Below are 16,743 nucleotides of genomic sequence, written 5' to 3'. Positions count from 1 at the left end.
TGCGCGCAAGAATTAACGGCCATACGTTCGTTTCCGGTAATGCCCGGCAGCCGAAGCCGGAGCCTGGAGGAGCGGCGATGCGGAACAGCGCCACCGGCCTGGATTTTGACCTGGGCGAGACGGCCGATGCCCTGCGCGAGCAGGTCGCCGCCTTCTCCGCCGCCGAGATCGCCCCCCGCGCCGCCGCCATCGACCGCGACAACGACTTCCCCGCCGATCTCTGGCGCAAGTTCGGCGATCTCGGCGTGCTGGGCATCACCGCCGGCGAGGAATACGGCGGCGCCGGCATGGGCTATCTCGACCATGTCGTGGCGATGGAGGAGATCAGCCGCGCCTCCGCCTCGGTCGGGCTCAGCTACGGCGCGCATTCCAACCTCTGCGTCAACCAGATCCACCGCAACGGCACGGAGGAGCAGAAGCGCCGCTACCTGCCCAGGCTGATCTCCGGCGAGCATGTCGGCGCGCTGGCGATGAGCGAGCCGGGCGCCGGCTCCGACGTGGTGTCCATGCGGCTGCGCGCGGAGAAGCGCGGCGACCGCTACGTGCTGAACGGCAGCAAGATGTGGATCACCAACGGGCCGGAGGCGGACACGCTGGTCGTCTACGCCAAGACCGATCCCGCCGCCGGCCCGCGCGGCATCACCGCCTTCCTGATCGAGAAGGGCTTCGCCGGCTTCTCGGTGGCGCAGAAGCTGGACAAGCTGGGCATGCGCGGCTCCAACACGGGCGAGCTGGTCTTCCAGGACTGCGAGGTGCCGGAGGAGAACGTGCTCGGCGCCGAGGGGCGCGGCGTGGCCGTGCTGATGAGCGGGCTGGACTACGAGCGCGCCGTGCTCGCCGCCGGGCCGCTGGGCATCATGCAGGCCTGCATGGACGTGGTCGTTCCCTATGTCCACGAGCGGAAGCAGTTCGGCCAGGCGATCGGCGAGTTCCAGCTGATGCAGGGCAAGCTGGCGGACATGTACACCACGCTGAACGCGTGTAAGGCATACGTGTACGCGGTGGCGCGCGCCTGCGACCGCGGCCGGACCACGCGCAAGGACGCGGCGGGCGCCATCCTCTACGCCGCCGAGAAGGCGACCTGGATGGCGCTGGAGGCGATCCAGTGCCTGGGCGGCAACGGCTACATCAACGAGTATCCCACCGGCCGCCTGCTGCGCGACGCCAAGCTCTACGAGATCGGCGCGGGGACCAGCGAGATCCGCCGCATGCTGATCGGCCGCGAGCTCTTCGCCGAGACGGCGTGATGGCGGTCCTCGACACGCTGCTGGACCCACGCGACCCCGACGCGGCCCGCAACGCGGCGGCGATGCGCGCCCTGGTCGACGGGCTTCGCGCCAAGGCGGAGCGCATCCGCCAGGGCGGCGGCGAGGCGGCACGGCAGAAGCACCTGGCGCGCAACAAGCTGCTGCCGCGCGACCGCATCCGCGCGCTGATCGACCCGGCCTCGCCCTTCCTGGAGATCGGGCAGCTCGCCGCCGAGGGGCTGTACGGCGGCGAGGTCCCCGCCGCCGGGCTGATCGCGGGCATCGGCCGCGTCTCCGGGCGGGAATGCATGATCGTGGCGAACGACGCCACGGTGAAGGGCGGCACCTACTTCCCGCTGACGGTGAAGAAGCACCTGCGCGCGCAGGAGATCGCCGAGCAGAACCGCCTGCCCTGCCTCTATCTCGTGGATTCGGGGGGCGCCAACCTGCCCAACCAGGACGAGGTCTTCCCCGACCGCGACCATTTCGGCCGCATCTTCTACAACCAGGCGCGGATGTCGGCCCAGGGCATCCCGCAGATCGCGGTGGTGATGGGAAGCTGCACGGCGGGCGGCGCCTATGTCCCCGCCATGTGCGACGAGAGCGTCATCGTGCGCAACCAGGGCACCATCTTCCTGGCCGGTCCGCCGCTGGTGAAGGCCGCGACCGGCGAGGTGGTCAGCGCCGAGGAGCTGGGCGGCGGCGAGCTGCACAGCCGCACCTCCGGGGTGACGGACCACCTGGCCGAGAGCGACTCCCACGCACTGGGCATCGCCCGGCGCATCGTCGCCAACCTCAACCGCCCCAAGCGCCCGGCCCTGGAGCTGCGCGCGCCCGTGGCACCGCTCTACCCGGCCGAGGATCTCTACGCCCTCGTCCCGCCCGACCTGCGCACGCCCTTCGAGGTGCGCGAGATCATCGCCCGCCTCGTGGACGGGAGCGAGTTCGACGAGTTCAAGCGACTCTACGGCCCGACCCTGGTGACCGGCTTCGCGCATATCTGGGGCTATCCCGTCGGCATCCTGGCCAATAACGGCATCCTGTTCGGCGAGAGCGCGCAGAAGGGCGCGCATTTCATCGAGCTCTGCACCCAGCGCGGCATCCCGCTGGTCTTCCTGCAGAACATCGCGGGCTTCATGGTGGGGAAGAAGTATGAGGCGGGCGGCATCGCCAAGGACGGCGCCAAGATGGTCACCGCCGTCGCCACCGCCGCCGTGCCGAAATTCACCGTTGTCATCGGCGGCAGCTTCGGCGCCGGCAATTACGGCATGTGCGGCCGCGCCTATTCCCCGCGCTTCCTGTGGATGTGGCCCAATGCGCGCATCAGCGTGATGGGGGGCGAGCAGGCGGCCTCGGTGCTGGCGACCCTGCGCCGCGATGCGGTCGAGGCCAAGGGCGGGCCATGGTCCGCCGAGGAGGAGGAGAACTTCAAGGCGCCGATCCGGGCGCAGTACGAGGCGCAGGGCCACCCGAGCTATTCCTCCGCCCGGCTCTGGGATGACGGCGTGATCGACCCGGCGGACACGCGGCGCGTCCTCGCCCTCGGCCTCTCCGCCGCCTGCAATGCCCCCGCCGAGGCGACCCGCTTCGGCCTGTTCCGGATGTGACGCCCATGTCGGCCCTGCTGGAAAGCCTCGACCCCCGCGGCGTCGCCACCGTCACGCTGAACCGCCCGGAACGGCACAACGCCTTCGACGACGCGCTGATCGCCGCGCTGACGGACACCTTCATCCGGCTCGGCGCCGATCCCGGCGTGCGGGCGGTGGTGCTGGCGAGCGCCGGAAAATCCTTCTCGGCCGGCGCCGACCTCGACTGGATGCGCCGCATGGCGACCTATGGTGCGGAGGAGAACGAGGCGGATGCGCGCTGCCTCGCCGCCATGCTGCACGCGCTGGACCGCCTGCCCAAGCCGGTCGTCGCGCTGGTGCAGGGGGCGGCCTATGGCGGCGGCGTCGGGCTGGTCGCCTGCTGCGACATCGTGCTGGCCAGCGAGCGGGCGAGCTTCTGCCTCAGCGAGGTGCGGCTCGGCCTGATCCCCGCGACCATCAGCCCCTATGTCGTCAACGCCATCGGCGCCCGCCAGGCGCGGCGCTACATGGTGACGGCCGAGGTGATCCCCGCCGCGCGCGCGCGCGAGATCGGGCTGGTGCACGAGGTGGTGCCGCCGGACGGGTTGGCGCAGGCGGGCGAGGCGATGCTGGCGACGCTGCTCGCCAGCGCCCCGCAGGCCCAGGCGGAGGCCAAGGCGCTGGCCTTCCTGGCCGAGGGCCGCGCGGTGGATGCCGCGCTGGGCGCGGAGACGGCACGGCGCATCGCGCAGCGCCGCGCCTCGGAGGAGGGGCGGGAGGGCGTGACCGCCTTCCTCGAACGCCGCGAGCCGGCGTGGAGAGGGCGGTGATGTTCCGCAAGCTGCTCATCGCCAATCGCGGCGAGATCGCCTGCCGCGTCATCGCCACCGCGCGGCGCCTGGGGATCGCGACCGTCGCGGTGTATTCCGAGGCGGATGCCCGCGCCCGCCACGTCGCGCTGGCCGACGAGGCCTGGCCGATCGGTCCCGCCCCGGCGCGGGAGAGCTACCTGCGGATCGACCGCATCCTCGACGCGGCGCGGCGCTCGGGGGCGGAGGCGATCCATCCCGGCTACGGCTTCCTCTCCGAGAACGCCGATTTCGCGGCCGCCTGCGCCGGGGCGGGCATCGCCTTCATCGGCCCGCCCGTGGACGCCATCCGCGCCATGGGCTCCAAGGCCGCGTCCAAGGCGCTGATGGCCGCGGCCGGCGTCCCCCTCGTCCCCGGCTATCACGGCGAGGACCAGGACCCGGCGCTGCTGGCGGCGGAGGCGGGGCGCATCGGCTTCCCCGTGCTCATCAAGGCCAGTGCCGGCGGCGGCGGCAAGGGAATGCGCGTGGTGGAGCGGGCGGAGGAGTTCGCGGATTCCCTCGCCGCCGCCCGGCGCGAGGCGCTGGCCGCCTTCGGCGACGAGCGCGTGCTGGTCGAGAAGTACCTGACCCGCCCGCGCCACATCGAGATCCAGGTCTTCGCCGACACGCACGGCCGCACCGTCTCGCTGTTCGAGCGCGACTGCTCCGTGCAGCGCCGCCACCAGAAGGTGCTGGAGGAGGCGCCCGCCCCGGGGATGGACCCCGCCCGCCGCGCCGCCATGGGCGAAGCCGCCTGCGCCGCCGCGCGCGCCGTGGGCTATGTCGGCGCCGGCACGGTGGAGTTCATCGCCGAGGGCGACGCCTTCTACTTCATGGAGATGAACACCCGGCTCCAGGTGGAGCACCCGGTGACGGAGATGGTCACCGGCCTCGACCTGGTGGAGTGGCAGCTCCGCGTCGCCGCCGGCGAGCCGCTGCTGGCCGCCGGGGCGCTGCGCCTGGAGGGGCACGCCATCGAGGCACGGCTCTACGCCGAGGATCCGGCGGAGGACTACCGCCCCTCCACCGGCACGCTGCTGCACCTGCGCCAGCCGCGCGAGGGCGGCGGGGTGCGGGTGGATACGGGCGTGCGCGCGGGCGATGCCATCACCCCCTATTACGACCCGATGATCGCCAAGCTGATCGCGCACGGGCCGGACCGCGCGACGGCGCTACGCCGGCTCGCGAACGCGCTCGCGGAGTACGAGGTGGTGGGCGTGCGCACCAACCTCGACCTGCTGCGCGCCACCGTGGCGCATCCGGACTTCGCCGCCGGCGGGGTGGATACGGGCTTCCTGGCCCGCCACCCTGGCCTGCTCTCGCCCCCCGCCACGGCGCCCGAGGCCGAGCCGGCGATCTGGGCCGCGGCCGCGCTGGCCGTGCTCGACGCGGAGCGCGCGGCGCTGGCCGCCGCGACGAAGGGCTCCGGCGACCCGCATTCCCCCTGGGCGGTGCTGGATGCCTGGCGCCTGAACGGCGAGGGCTGGCAGGACCTGACCTTCTCCCGCGACGGCGCGACGGTCACGATCCGCGCCCATGTGCGGGAGGCCGGGCCGGTCCGCCTCGACCTCCCCAGCGGCCCTGTCCTGGCCGACGCCGCGCCGGAGCCGGACGGGGCGCTGCGCCTGACGCTGGACGGGGTGTCGCGCCGCCTGCGCGTGGTGCGGCAGGGCGAGGAGCTGACCGTCATCCTCGACGGCCGCAACCACGCGCTGCGCCGGATCGATCCGCTCGCCCCGCCCCGCGCCGATACGGTGGGCAGCGACCGCGTGGTGGCCCCGATCCCCGCCCGGGTGGTGCGCGTGCTGGTCGCCGTGGGCGATGCCGTCGCCAGGGGCGCCCCCCTGGTCGTGCTGGAGGCGATGAAGACGGAGATCACCCTCCGCGCCCCGGCTGAGGGCACCGTCGCCACGCTTCGCGCCACCGTGGGCGAGATGGTGGAGGAGGGCGTCGAGCTGGTCTCGCTGACGGCCGAAGCGGCCGGGTAGGGGCGGGCCCCTACCGCTCCAGCGCGATCCGCGCTGCCGTCGCCAGCGCGTCGGCGCGCTCGTTCATCGGATCGCCGGCATGGCCGCGCACCCAGCGCCACTCGATCGCATGCGGCTTGGCGGCGGCGAGCAGGCGCTGCCACAGCTCGTAATTCGCGACCGGCTCCTTCGCCGCGTTCTTCCAGCCGTTGCGGACCCAGCCATTGACCCAGCGGGAGATGCCGTTGCGCACGTACTCGCTGTCGGTGTGGACGACGACGCGGGCGGGGCGCTTCAGCGCCTCCAGCGCCTCGGCCGCGGCGGTCAGCTCCATGCGGTTGTTGGTGGTCTTCGGCGCGCCGCCGCTCAGCTCCCGCTCATGCGTGCCGTAGCGCAGGATCGCGGCCCAGCCGCCGGGGCCGGGGTTGGGCTTGCAGCCGCCATCGGTCCAGATCTCCACCGCGTCCGGCTGCTCATCCGGCATGCGCCGCGATCCTTTCTTCGTCGAAGTGCCGCAGCCGCGCGAGGTACTCCAGCGGGTCCTTGCGCGTGACCAGCGCGCCGGGCGGCGTGTGCGTCCAGTCGTAGAGCCGCGTCAGCAGGAAGCGCATCGCCGCGCCGGCGCAGAGCACGGGCAGCGCCGTGCGCTCGGCGGGCGAGAGCGGGCGCGCCGCCTCGTAGGCAGCGGTCATCGCGGCCGCGCGCGCCGGGTCGAAGCGCAGATCGGGCTCGAAGCACCAGGCGTTGATGCAGATGGCGAGGTCATAGGCCAGCAGGTCGGTGCAGGCGAAGTAGAAGTCGATCATCCCCGTCAGCGCATCGCCCTGGAAGAAGGCGTTGTCGGGAAACAGGTCCGCATGGATCTGCCCCCGCGGCAGCGTCCCCGGCGCCGGCCAGGCGTCCAGGATGCGGCCCAGCCGTTCCTCCATCTCGTCGCAGAGGCCGGGATGCGGCTCCTCGCCCTCCCGGCAGCCATGCAGCAGCGGCGCCCAGGCCTGGGGCCCCAGGCTGTTCGGCCGTTCCATGGCGAAGTCGCGCCCGGCCGCGTGCAGCCCGGCCAGGGCGGTGCCCAGCGCGGCGCATTGCGCGACGGTCGGCATCGTCAGCCCATGGCCGTGCAGGAAGGTGCAGATCGCCGCCGGCCGCCCGGCCAGCTCCCGCAGCGCCTCGCCGTCGCGGGCCGCGACCGGCAGGGGACAGGCGACGCCGCGCGCGGCGAGGTGGCGCATCAGCCCGAGGAACCAGGGCAGCTCGGCCGGGTTCACCCGCTTCTCGTAGAGGGTGAGGACGTAGCGCCCGGTGGTGGTGTCGAGGAGGAAGTTGCTGTTCTCCACCCCCTCGGCGATGCCATGCAGCGCCACGGCGGCGCCGATGTCATACGGGGCCAGGAAGGCGTCCAGCGCCTCCGGCGACACGTCGGTATAGACGGCCATCAGCTCTGTTCGGTGCGGGGCATTCGGAACGGGCGCATGGGCGGGACGCTCAGGCCTGGAGGGCGGCGGGCAGCTTGAAGGTGATCCGCTCCTCGGCGACGATCACCTCCTCGATGGCGACGTCGAAGCGCTCGCGCAGCCGGCCGAGCACCTCCTCCACCAGCACCTCCGGCGCGCTGGCGCCGGCCGTGATGCCCACCACCGACAGCCCGTCCGCCAGGCCCGGGTCCAGGTCGCGGCCGCGCTGCACCAGCACCGCGCGCGGGCAGCCGGCGCGCTCCGCCACCTCGCGCAGGCGCACGGAGTTCGAGGAGTTGGGCGCGCCCACCACCACGATCAGCTGCGACCGCTCGGCGATCGCTTTCACCGCCGCCTGGCGATTGGTGGTGGCGTAGCAGATGTCCTCCTTGGTCGGCCCGACCAGGGCGGGGAAGCGCGACTGCAGGACGGAGACGATCTCCGCCGTGTCGTCGACCGAAAGGGTGGTCTGGGTGGTGAAGGCCAGCGGCCCCTCCGGCACCGTCACCACCTGCGCCTGCCCGACATCCTCCACCAGCGTCACCGCGCCCGGGGGAAGCTGGCCCATGGTGCCGATCACCTCCGGATGGCCGGCATGGCCGATCAGCAGGATATGGCGGCCATGCCCGTGGTGGCGTTCGGACTCGCGGTGGACCTTGCTGACCAGCGGGCAGGTCGCGTCGAGGTAGAACATGTTCCGCGACCGCGCGTCGTCGGGGACGGATTTCGGCACCCCATGGGCGGAGAAGACCACCGGCTGGCCGTCATCGGGGATCTCGTCCAGCTCCTCGACGAAGACGGCGCCCATGGCCTCCATCCGCTCCACGACGAAGCGGTTGTGCACGATCTCGTGCCGCACGTAGACGGGCGCGCCGTGGCGGGCCAGCGCCTCCTCCACGATCTTGATCGCCCGGTCCACCCCGGCGCAGAAGCCGCGCGGGCCGGCGAGCAGGACGCGGAGCGGCGGCCGGGAGCGGCCTTCGGCCGGGTTCGCGGGCAGGTCGGAACAGTCGGTCGGCAGGTTGGCGTCGGGCATCATCTCGTGCCAGTTCGTGGCGGCAGGCACCGGGAGATGGTCCCGGGGGTGGTCTCGGCGCAACCTAGCGGCCGATGCGCCCGGGGGACAGGGGGAGTACAGCATGGCAGAGCGTAGCGGCGTCGCGGCGGCGCAGGGAGCATCCGGCGCGGGGGCCGGGCGGCGGGGGCGGCGCGCGGGGGCCATGGCGCTGCTGGCCGGGGCGGGGCTGGCCCTGGCGGGCTGCGGCGGCTCCAGCCGGGACCTGCTGGCCAATGTGACCGCGCCCTGCCCGCGGGTGGCGCTGCTGGGCGAGGCGGCGGACCTGACCCGCTTCCGGGGCGGCGCCCGCGACCTGACCGGGCTGGAGCTGGACGGCCGGCTGACCGGCTTCCAGGCCAAGTGTGACTACGGCCCCGGCCGGCAGGGGCTGGACGTCACCCTGACCCTGGGCATGACGGTGGAGCGCGGCCCGGCCGCGGTCGGGCGGACGGCCCAGATCCCCTACATGGTCGCCGTGGTGACGGGCGACGAGACCCAGGTCCTCAGCCGCGCCTCCTTCGCCGTGCCGGTGGAGTTCCCCAACAATGTCAGCCGCCTGACCCTGCGCAGCGAGGAGCTGTCGATCCGCATCCCCGGCCCGCCGCAGGAGGCCGCGACCCGCACCGTGCTGCTGGGCTTCGTCCTGACGCCGGAGGAGCTGGCGCTGAACCGCGCCCGCGGCCCGCGCTGAGCCCGGCGGCCACGGTCCACTGGATCTCCCACCCCGAGGTCGAGATCGAGCCGGGGCGGGAGATCACCCGCTGGCGCCTCTCGCCCCGCGCCATCGCCCGCATGCGCGCCGCGGCGGCGCTGCCGGAGCTGGCGGGGATCGCCTCCGTCTGGGCCAGCACGGAGACCAAGGCGATCGAGGGGGCAGGGCTGCTGGCCGGCGCGCTGGGGCTGGGGGTGGGGGTGCATCCTGGCCTGGGCGAGAACGACCGCAGCGCCACCGGCTACCTGCCGCGCGAGGAGTTCGAGCAGGTGGCCGATGCCTTCTTCGCCCGGCCGCACGATTCCGTGCGCGGCTGGGAGCGGGCAGCCGACGCCCAGGCGCGGGTGCTGGCGGCCGTCGAGGCCGTGCTGGCCGCGGCACCCCCGGGGGACGTGGCGATCGTGGCGCATGGCGGGGTGGGGGCGCTGCTGCTCGCCGCCCTGTCCGGCCGCCCCATCTCCCGCGGCCTGGACCAGCCGGGGCAGGGCTGCCGCTATGCCTTCGGCCGCGCCGACCGGGCGCTGCGCCATGGCTGGGTGGCGCTGCCGGAGGCCTGATCCCGCCGGCGGGATGACCCGTTATTCTGCGTGTTCGGACGGCGGACCGGGAGGGGACGCCGGCCTACGGCATCGACGCCGTGCGTCGATCCCCGTCCCGGACCCTTCCCTGCCGGGGCCACAAGCGGGCCCCGGACCCCGCTGGGAGTCTGGCGCTGCGTGGCTGCCGTCAGCCTCCGGGCTGAACCCAGGGAGCGCGCGGACAGGCGGGAGTCCGGAAAAGCTCCAAAGGCGTCCGCGCGGGCGGCGGCCGTACCCGCCGAGGAGCCATGCTCCTCGGCGCCTCGACCCCGTATCAGGCTGTCCCGCGGCAGCACGCATCGGGTCCAGGGCCCGCAGGGTCCTGGCGGAGTGGGGGTACGGGGGCGAGGTGGAGCCTTGCCCCCGGGCCACGGGCGCACCCCACGCCATCGCGCCGTCCGTATGAGTTCGGGGCTGGGCTGTCATCGCGCTGCGGCGAGAGGCCAGAAGAAGGCGATCAGCGGCACCCCCGCCGCCAGCACCAGGAGCGAGAGCGGCAGGCCGAGCCGGGCGTAGTCACCGAAGCGGTAGCCGCCGGGCCCCATCACCAGGGTGTTGCACTGGTGGCCGATGGGGGTGAGGAAATCGCTCGCCGCTCCCAGCGCCACGGCCATCAGGAAGGGGTCGGGGTTCAGCCCCAGCTTGCTGGCGAGGCTGGCCGCGATCGGGCCCATCACCAGCACAGTGGCGGCATTGTTGAGGAAGGGCGTGACTGCCATCGCCGCCAGCATGGTCGCGCCCAGCGCCACCATCCCCGGCAGCCCGCCCAGCACGGCGTCGAGCCAGCCGGCCAGCAGCTCCGTCCCGCCCGTCCGCTCGATGGCTCCCGAGACGGGGATCAGCGCGGCCAGCAGCACGACCACGGGCCAGTCCACCGCCTCGTAGGCCTCGCGCGTCGTCATCACCCGCAGCAGCAGCAGCGCCACCACCGCGCCGAAGAAGGCGACCGCCACCGGCAGGGCGCCGGCCGCCACCAGCGCCATGGCGCCGGCCAGCACGCCGAGCGGAATCCAGGAGCGCCGCCCGCGCCCCAGCGCCATGTCGCGCTCGGCCAGGGGCAGGACCCGGATCTCGCCCAGGTTTTCCGGCATGGTCGCGGCCAGACCGCGCAGCAGCACCACGTCGCCCGTCCGCAGGCGCAGGCGCGACAGGGCCTCGCGGATGTGCTGCGTCCCACGCCGGCTGACCGCCAGGAGGGAGACGCCGTGCCGGCTGCGCAGCGAGAGGGCGGAGGGGCTGCGGCCGACCAGCGGGCTCTCCGCCGTGACCACGCCCTCGATCACCTGCATGTCGTCCTGCTCCGTGTCAGGGTCCTCGCGGCGGACGGTGTCCTCGCCGAGCCGCAGCCCCGCCTGGGAGACCAGTCGCTCCAGCTCGGCCGGCTCGCCGCGCAGCAGCAGGGTCTCGCCGGCGCGCAGCACCCGGTCGGGCGTGGGCGGACCGGATTCCCCGGGTGGCCGCCCCCCGTCCGGCTTCCCGGGCGCCGCGTCGCCGGGCGGGAGGATGGCGGAGACGCGCACCTCCCCCTCCGCCATCGCCTCCAGCTCGGCCACGGTCCTGCCGGCCGCCTCGCTGCCCTCCGGCAGCCCCGCCTCGACGGTGTAGTGGCCGATGGTGAAGGCCGCCTCCATCGAGGCCCCGCCGCGCCGGCCGCCGGGCAGCAGCCGCCAGCCCACCGCGAGGAAGAGCAGCGCGACGGCGCAGATGCCCAGCCCCACGGGGGTGTAGTCGAACATGCGGAAGGGCTCGCCCGTCATCTGCTCGCGCACGCGCGACATGATGATGTTGGGCGCGGTGCCGACCAGCGTGACCACGCCGCCTGTCATCGCCGCGAAGGACATCGGCATCAGCAGCGCCCCCGGCGAGGTGCCGGTGCGACGCGCGATCTGCATCGCCACCGGCATCAGGATGGCCAGCGCGCCGACGTTCTTGGTGACCATGGCCAGCAGCATGGTGGCGCCGGCCAGCACCGGCACCTGCATCGCCACCGTGGTCAGGCGCGGCGCGACGGGGCGCAGCATCACCTCCACCGCCCCGGAGCGCGCGACGGCATGGCTGACCACCAGCGCCGCGGCGACGATCACCACCACGTCGTCGGAGAAGCCGGAGAAGGCCTTCTCCGCCGGCACCAACCCCAGCAGCAGCCCGGCGAGCAGGGCCGCAAGGGCGACGAGGTCGTAGGGCAGGCGCCCCCAGACGAACAGGCCGATGGTCGCGGCCATCAGCCCGAAGGCCAGCCCCTGGTCGAGTGTCATGCATCCCCGGTTCAGCCGCGCCCCCCCCGGGGCCGGCGCGGCGGCGTCTCAACCGGCGCGGCGGCCCCCGGTTGCGGCCCGCCGCCGTTGCGCCCGGCGGTGTGGCCGGCGCGTCGCGCCCGGATGGGACCGGCGCGGCGTGCCGTGGACAGCGCCCCGGCCGGCGTGCAAGTTGGGCGCCCCGCTGATCCCGCGCGGGAGAGTGGGGCGTGCCCCCCGCCGAAGGCGCAACCGGCCCCCGGAAACGCTCAGGCCGATGGACCGCGCGGGGGAGGGGCCTCTGGAAAGACCGCGCCGCCCGGACCGGGCGGCGGGGGCACCGACGGAGTAAGGCGGCCCTGCCACGGCGGCGCCGCCGAATCTCTCAGGTCACAGGACAGAGGGGGGCCACGTTCCGGTCGCCGCGATTCCCGCGGCGCGAAGGAGGATGCGTGGCCGACACCGAGACCCTGCTCGATACCCCGCTCGCCGCCTGGCACCAAGCCCAGGGCGCGCGGATGGTGCCCTTCGCCGGCTACCGCATGCCCGTGCAGTACCCATCCGGCATCATCGCCGAGCACGCCGCCTGCCGCACCGGCGCCGCGCTGTTCGACGTCTCCCACATGGGCCAGGCGGAGCTGCTGGGCGAGGCCGGGGCGGCGGTGCTGGAGACCCTGACCCCCGCCGAGGTGCAGGGGCTGAAGCCCGGCCGCCAGCGCTACGGCGTGCTGATGACGGAAGCGGGCGGCATCCTGGACGATTTCATGGTGGCGCGGCTGGGGCCGGAGCGGCTGTTCCTGGTGCTGAACGCCTCGCGCAAGCATCTGGACGAGGCGGCCATCGCCGCGATCCTGCCGGCCGCCGTGACGCTGCGCCCGCTGCGCGACCGCGCGCTGCTGGCGGTGCAGGGGCCGGGGGCGGAGGCGGCGCTGGCCACCCTGGCGCCGGAGGTGGCGACGCTGCCCTTCATGGGCGTGGCGGAGGTCACCCTCGCCGGCCACCCCGCCCTGGTCAGCCGCTCCGGCTATACCGGCGAGGACGGCTACGAGATCGGCCTGCCGGCCGAGGGAGCGGTGCCGCTTGCCGACGCGCTGCTGGCGGCGGGCGTCGTGCCGGCCGGGCTGGGGGCGCGGGATTCGCTGCGGCTGGAGGCGGGGCTCTGCCTCTACGGCAACGACCTGGACGAGACGACCAGCCCGGTCGAGGCGAACCTCGTCTGGACCATCGGCAAGCGCCGCCGCATGGACTGGGACTTCCGCGGCGCCGGGCGCGTGCGGGCGGAGCTGGACCACGGCCCCGCCCGGCTGCGCGTCGGTCTCGCCGTGGAGGGGCGGCAGCCCGCGCGCGCCCATACCCCGATCGTGATCGGCGGCGAGACGGTGGGCGAGGTGACCTCGGGCAGCTTCGGCCCCACCCTGGGGGCCCCCGTCGCCATGGGCTACGTCCGCCGCGCCGCCGCCCGCGACGGCACCGCCGTCGAACTGCCGGTGCGCGGCAAGCCGATCGCCGCCCGGATCGCCCCCATGCCCTTCGTCCCGCACCGCTACCGCCGCGGCACGGCGGCCGCCTGAACCGCGCCCCGAGATTCCCGGAGAGACCCGCATGTCCGATATCCGCTACACCACCAGCCACGAATGGGTCCGCGCCGAGGGCGGGGAGTTCCTCGTCGGCATCAGCAACCATGCCCAGGAGGCGCTGGGCGACGTCGTCTTCGTCGACCTGCCGGAGGTCGGCCGCGAGGTCGAGGCCGGCGACACGGTGGCGGTGGTGGAGAGCGTGAAGGCCGCCTCCGACATCTACGCGCCCATCTCCGGCACGGTGACGGCGGTGAACGAGGCGGTCTCCGGCGATCCCGGGCTGATCAACCGCGAGCCGGAGGCGGAAGGCTGGTTCTTCCGCATCAAGCCCTCCGATGCGTCGCAGATCGACGCGCTGCTGGATGCGGCGGGCTATGCCGCGTTCGTGGAGTCCGAGGGCGCATGAACGCGCTGGAACGCCTCGCCGCCCTGGAGGATCGCGGCGCCTTCGCCCGCCGGCATATCGGCCCGTCCGAGGCGGAGATCGCGCGCATGCTGGCGGTCGTCGGCGTGCCGGACCTCGACACGCTGGCCGCGCGCACCGTGCCGGCCGACATCCTCGCGGCCGCCGGCACGCACAGCCTGGACGCGCTGCCGCCGCCGGTGGGCGAGGCGGAGGCGATGGCCGAGCTGGCGGGCCTGGCCGCGCGCAACCGGCCGCTGAAGTCGCTGATCGGCATGGGCTACAACGGCACCGTCGTGCCGCCGGTGATCCAGCGCAACGTGCTGGAGAATCCCGGCTGGTACACGGCCTACACGCCCTACCAGGCGGAGATCGCGCAGGGGCGGCTGGAGGCGCTGGTCAACTTCCAGACCATGGTCGCCGACCTCACCGGCCTGCCCATCGCCAATGCCTCCCTGCTCGACGAGGGGACGGCGGTGGCGGAGGCGATGGCGCTCGCCCTCTCGGCGGTGAAGGGGCCGCGCGCCACCAACCGCCGCGTGATCCTGGCCAGCGCCGAGCTGCACCCGCAGACCATCGCCGTGCTCCAGACCCGCGCCGCGCCGCTGGACGTGGAGGTGCGCGTCTACAAGGCCGCCGACATGGCCGAGGCCGCCGCGGCGGATGCGGCGGTGGCGACGGTGCTCGCCTATCCCGGCACCACCGGCGAGGTGCGCGAATCCCTCGCCGCCGACATCGCCGCGATCCAGGCGGCCGGCTCGCTCGCCATCGTGGTGGCCGACCCGCTGGCGCTCGTGCTGCTGACGCCGCCGGGGGAGATGGGGGCGGACATCGTCGTCGGCTCCACCCAGCGCTTCGGCGTGCCGATGGGCTGGGGCGGGCCGCACGCCGCCTACATGGCGGTGAAGGACGGGCTCAAGCGCCTGATCCCCGGGCGGCTGGTCGGCGTCTCCGTCGATGCCGCCGGGCGGCCGGCGATGCGCCTCGCGCTCCAGACGCGCGAGCAGCACATCCGGCGCGAGAAGGCGACGTCGAACATCTGCACCGCGCAGGTGCTGCTGGCGGTGATGGCCGGCATGTACGCCGTCTGGCACGGCGCCGAGGGGCTGCGCCGGATCGCGGAGCGCGTCCACCTCCAGGCCGTGCTGCTGGCCGATGCCGCGCGCCGCGCCGGCTTCCGCCTGCGCCACGAATGCTTCTTCGACACCGTCGCCATCGAGGCCGGCGGCGCCGCCGAGCGCCTGATGGACGGGGCGCTGGCCAAGGGCTTCAACCTGCGCCGGGTGGAGGAGGGCTGCGTCGCCATCGCGCTGGACGAGACGGTGACGCGCCAGGACCTCGTCGCCCTGGTCGCGGTGATCTGCGAGGCGGCGGGCGTCGCCCCGCTGGGCCTGGGCGAGCTGGCGGCCGAGGCGCGGCTGCCGGAATCGCTGGCGCGCAGGAGCCCGATCCTGACGGCCGCGGTCTTCTCCGCCCACCGCTCCGAGCACGCGATGATGCGCTACCTCAAGGCGCTGGAGGATCGCGACGTCGCGCTGAACCGTAGCATGATCCCGCTCGGCTCCTGCACGATGAAGCTGAATGCGGCCGCCGAGATGGCGGCGGTCACCCTGCCGGGCTTCGCCGCCGTCCACCCCTTCGCCCCCGTCGACCAGGTGCCGGGCTACCTGGACCTGGTGCGGCGGCTGGAGCGCTGGCTCTGCGCCGTCACCGGCTTCGCCGCCGTGTCGCTCCAGCCCAATGCCGGCAGCCAGGGCGAGTATGCCGGGCTGCTGGCGATCCGCGCATATCATCATGCACGCGGCGAGGAGCGGCGCGACGTCTGCCTGATCCCCTCCTCGGCGCACGGGACCAACCCGGCCAGCGCGGTGATGGCGGGGATGCGCGTCGTCGTCCTGCGCTGCGACGCCGACGGCAACGTCGACCTCGGCGACCTGCGCGCCAAGGCGGAGCAGCATGGCGAGCGCCTCGCCGCGCTGATGATCACCTATCCCAGCACGCATGGCGTGTTCGAGACGGAGATCCGCGCCATCTGCGACCTGATCCACGCCCAGGGCGGGCAGGTCTACATGGACGGCGCCAACATGAACGCGCAGGTCGGGCTGACCAGCCCGGCTGCGATCGGCGCCGATGTCTGCCACCTGAACCTGCACAAGACCTTCTGCATCCCGCATGGCGGCGGCGGGCCGGGGGTGGGGCCGATCGGCGTCGCGGCCCACCTCGCGCCGCACCTGCCGAACCACCCGCTGCTGGCCGAGGCGGGGCCGGAGACGGGGGTGGGGCCGGTCTCCGCCGCGCCCTTCGGCAGCGCCTCCATCCTGCCGATCCCCTATGCCTACATCCGCATGATGGGCGCGCCGGGGCTGAGGCGCGCGACGCAGGTCGCGATCCTCGCCGCCAACTACGTGGCGAAGCGGCTGGAGGGGCACTATCCCGTGCTGTACCGCGGCGCGCAGGGGATGGTGGCGCATGAGTGCATCCTCGACTGCCGCGGCTTCCAGGCGGCCACGGGGATCGTGGTGGAGGACATCGCCAAGCGGCTCCAGGATTTCGGCTTCCACGCGCCGACCATGTCCTGGCCGGTCGCCGGCACGCTGATGGTGGAGCCCACCGAGAGCGAGCCGCTGGACGAGCTGGAGCGCTTCATCGGGGCGATGATCGCCATCCGCGAGGAGATCCGCGCGGTGGAGGAGGGTCGGCTCGACCGCGCCGACAACCCGCTGAAGCACGCGCCGCACACGGCGGCGGAGGTCGCGGGCGACGACTGGCCGCACGCCTATTCCCGCGCCCAGGCCGCCTGGCCGCAGCCCTGGGTGGCGGCGCGCAAGTACTGGCCGCCGGTCAAGCGCGTGGACAACGTCCATGGCGACCGCAACCTCGCCTGCACCTGCGCGCCGCTGGAGGCCTATGCGCAGGAGGTGCCGCTGGCGGCGGAGTAGCCGCCATGGCCCGGGGCGCGCGCCTGCGCCTGCGCCTGCTCCGGGCCGGCGGCGTGAGGTGTCCGTGGCATGGGCAGGTCCCGCCTTCGGTCACCGGCGGCGCCGGCAATTCGCTCACTTCCCCGTCGATGGGGTTCGCGCACCCGCGGCCCCGGCGTA

13 protein-coding genes and 2 riboswitches are annotated in these 16,743 nt (G+C 73.9%); of the genes, 9 read left to right on the top strand and 4 right to left on the bottom strand.

Going from position 1 to position 16,743, the window contains the following annotated elements; genetic code table 11:
* Positions 1-77: 77 nt before the first annotated feature.
* Genes LPC08_RS12430 through LPC08_RS12415 form a run of 4 tightly spaced genes read left to right on the top strand, consistent with a single transcriptional unit; the run spans position 78 to position 5,654 of the window.
* A complete protein-coding gene (locus LPC08_RS12430; RefSeq protein WP_230448556.1) occupies positions 78-1,247 on the top strand; it encodes an isovaleryl-CoA dehydrogenase in 1,170 nt (389 codons plus the stop codon).
* Positions 1,247-2,854 (top strand): carboxyl transferase domain-containing protein, encoded by a 1,608-nt coding sequence (locus LPC08_RS12425; protein WP_230448555.1) that lies wholly within the window; start codon positions 1,247-1,249, stop codon positions 2,852-2,854. Before LPC08_RS12430 ends, LPC08_RS12425 begins: the two co-directional genes overlap by 1 nt.
* 5 nt (positions 2,855-2,859) lie before the next feature.
* On the top strand, positions 2,860-3,645 hold the full coding sequence (locus tag LPC08_RS12420) for an enoyl-CoA hydratase/isomerase family protein (RefSeq protein WP_230448554.1): 786 nt from the start codon (positions 2,860-2,862) through the stop codon (positions 3,643-3,645).
* Positions 3,645-5,654, top strand: a complete 2,010-nt coding sequence (locus tag LPC08_RS12415; RefSeq protein WP_230448553.1) for an ATP-binding protein — start codon at positions 3,645-3,647, stop codon at positions 5,652-5,654. Before LPC08_RS12420 ends, LPC08_RS12415 begins: the two co-directional genes overlap by 1 nt.
* Before the next feature lie 10 nt (positions 5,655-5,664).
* Here LPC08_RS12415 and rnhA read toward each other — a convergent pair whose 3' ends face one another.
* From rnhA to ispH, 3 genes are read right to left on the bottom strand one after another with little or no spacing between them, the layout of a single operon-like run.
* On the bottom strand, positions 5,665-6,117 hold the full coding sequence (gene rnhA, locus LPC08_RS12410) for a ribonuclease HI (protein ID WP_230448552.1): 453 nt from the start codon (positions 6,115-6,117) through the stop codon (positions 5,665-5,667).
* Positions 6,107-7,066 carry a homoserine kinase gene (locus LPC08_RS12405; RefSeq protein ID WP_230448551.1) on the bottom strand — a complete coding sequence of 320 codons (960 nt, stop codon included), beginning with the start codon at positions 7,064-7,066 and terminating at the stop codon, positions 6,107-6,109. The genes rnhA and LPC08_RS12405 overlap by 11 nt, the downstream gene beginning before the upstream one ends.
* A 49-nt stretch (positions 7,067-7,115) precedes the next feature.
* A complete protein-coding gene (ispH, locus tag LPC08_RS12400) occupies positions 7,116-8,120 on the bottom strand; it encodes a 4-hydroxy-3-methylbut-2-enyl diphosphate reductase (RefSeq protein ID WP_370643355.1) in 1,005 nt (334 codons plus the stop codon).
* A 103-nt stretch (positions 8,121-8,223) separates the two neighbouring features.
* Between ispH and LPC08_RS12395 the strand changes: the two genes are divergently transcribed.
* Together LPC08_RS12395 and LPC08_RS12390 are read left to right on the top strand one after the other, a co-directional pair.
* On the top strand, positions 8,224-8,832 hold the full coding sequence (locus LPC08_RS12395) for a hypothetical protein (protein WP_230448550.1): 609 nt from the start codon (positions 8,224-8,226) through the stop codon (positions 8,830-8,832).
* The gene (locus LPC08_RS12390) at positions 8,829-9,410 is read left to right on the top strand and encodes a histidine phosphatase family protein (protein WP_255702347.1); all 582 of its coding nucleotides are present in this window, start codon (positions 8,829-8,831) and stop codon (positions 9,408-9,410) included. Before LPC08_RS12395 ends, LPC08_RS12390 begins: the two co-directional genes overlap by 4 nt.
* A gap of 443 nt (positions 9,411-9,853) precedes the next feature.
* Here the strand turns inward: LPC08_RS12390 and LPC08_RS12385 are convergent, their stop codons facing one another.
* Positions 9,854-11,686 (bottom strand): SLC13 family permease, encoded by a 1,833-nt coding sequence (locus LPC08_RS12385; protein ID WP_230448548.1) that lies wholly within the window; start codon positions 11,684-11,686, stop codon positions 9,854-9,856.
* A 185-nt stretch (positions 11,687-11,871) separates the two neighbouring features.
* Positions 11,872-11,960, top strand: a riboswitch (glycine riboswitch).
* A 3-nt stretch (positions 11,961-11,963) separates the two neighbouring features.
* A riboswitch (glycine riboswitch) is annotated at positions 11,964-12,069 on the top strand.
* A 48-nt stretch (positions 12,070-12,117) separates the two neighbouring features.
* Here LPC08_RS12385 and gcvT point away from each other — a divergent pair.
* Genes gcvT through gcvP form a run of 3 tightly spaced genes read left to right on the top strand, consistent with a single transcriptional unit; the run spans position 12,118 to position 16,584 of the window.
* A complete protein-coding gene (gene gcvT / locus LPC08_RS12380) occupies positions 12,118-13,236 on the top strand; it encodes a glycine cleavage system aminomethyltransferase GcvT (protein ID WP_230448547.1) in 1,119 nt (372 codons plus the stop codon).
* A 31-nt stretch (positions 13,237-13,267) separates the two neighbouring features.
* Positions 13,268-13,648, top strand: a complete 381-nt coding sequence (gene gcvH, locus LPC08_RS12375; RefSeq protein ID WP_230448546.1) for a glycine cleavage system protein GcvH — start codon at positions 13,268-13,270, stop codon at positions 13,646-13,648.
* Entirely contained in the window at positions 13,645-16,584 is a 2,940-nt protein-coding gene (gene gcvP / locus LPC08_RS12370) for an aminomethyl-transferring glycine dehydrogenase (RefSeq protein WP_230448545.1), read from the top strand. Before gcvH ends, gcvP begins: the two co-directional genes overlap by 4 nt.
* The last annotated feature ends 159 nt before the right edge of the window (positions 16,585-16,743 follow it).

The sequence above is a fragment of the Roseomonas sp. OT10 genome (assembly GCF_020991085.1).
GTDB classification, from domain to species: domain Bacteria; phylum Pseudomonadota; class Alphaproteobacteria; order Acetobacterales; family Acetobacteraceae; genus Roseomonas; species Roseomonas cutis.
This window is presented reverse-complemented; position numbering and strand designations above follow the sequence as displayed.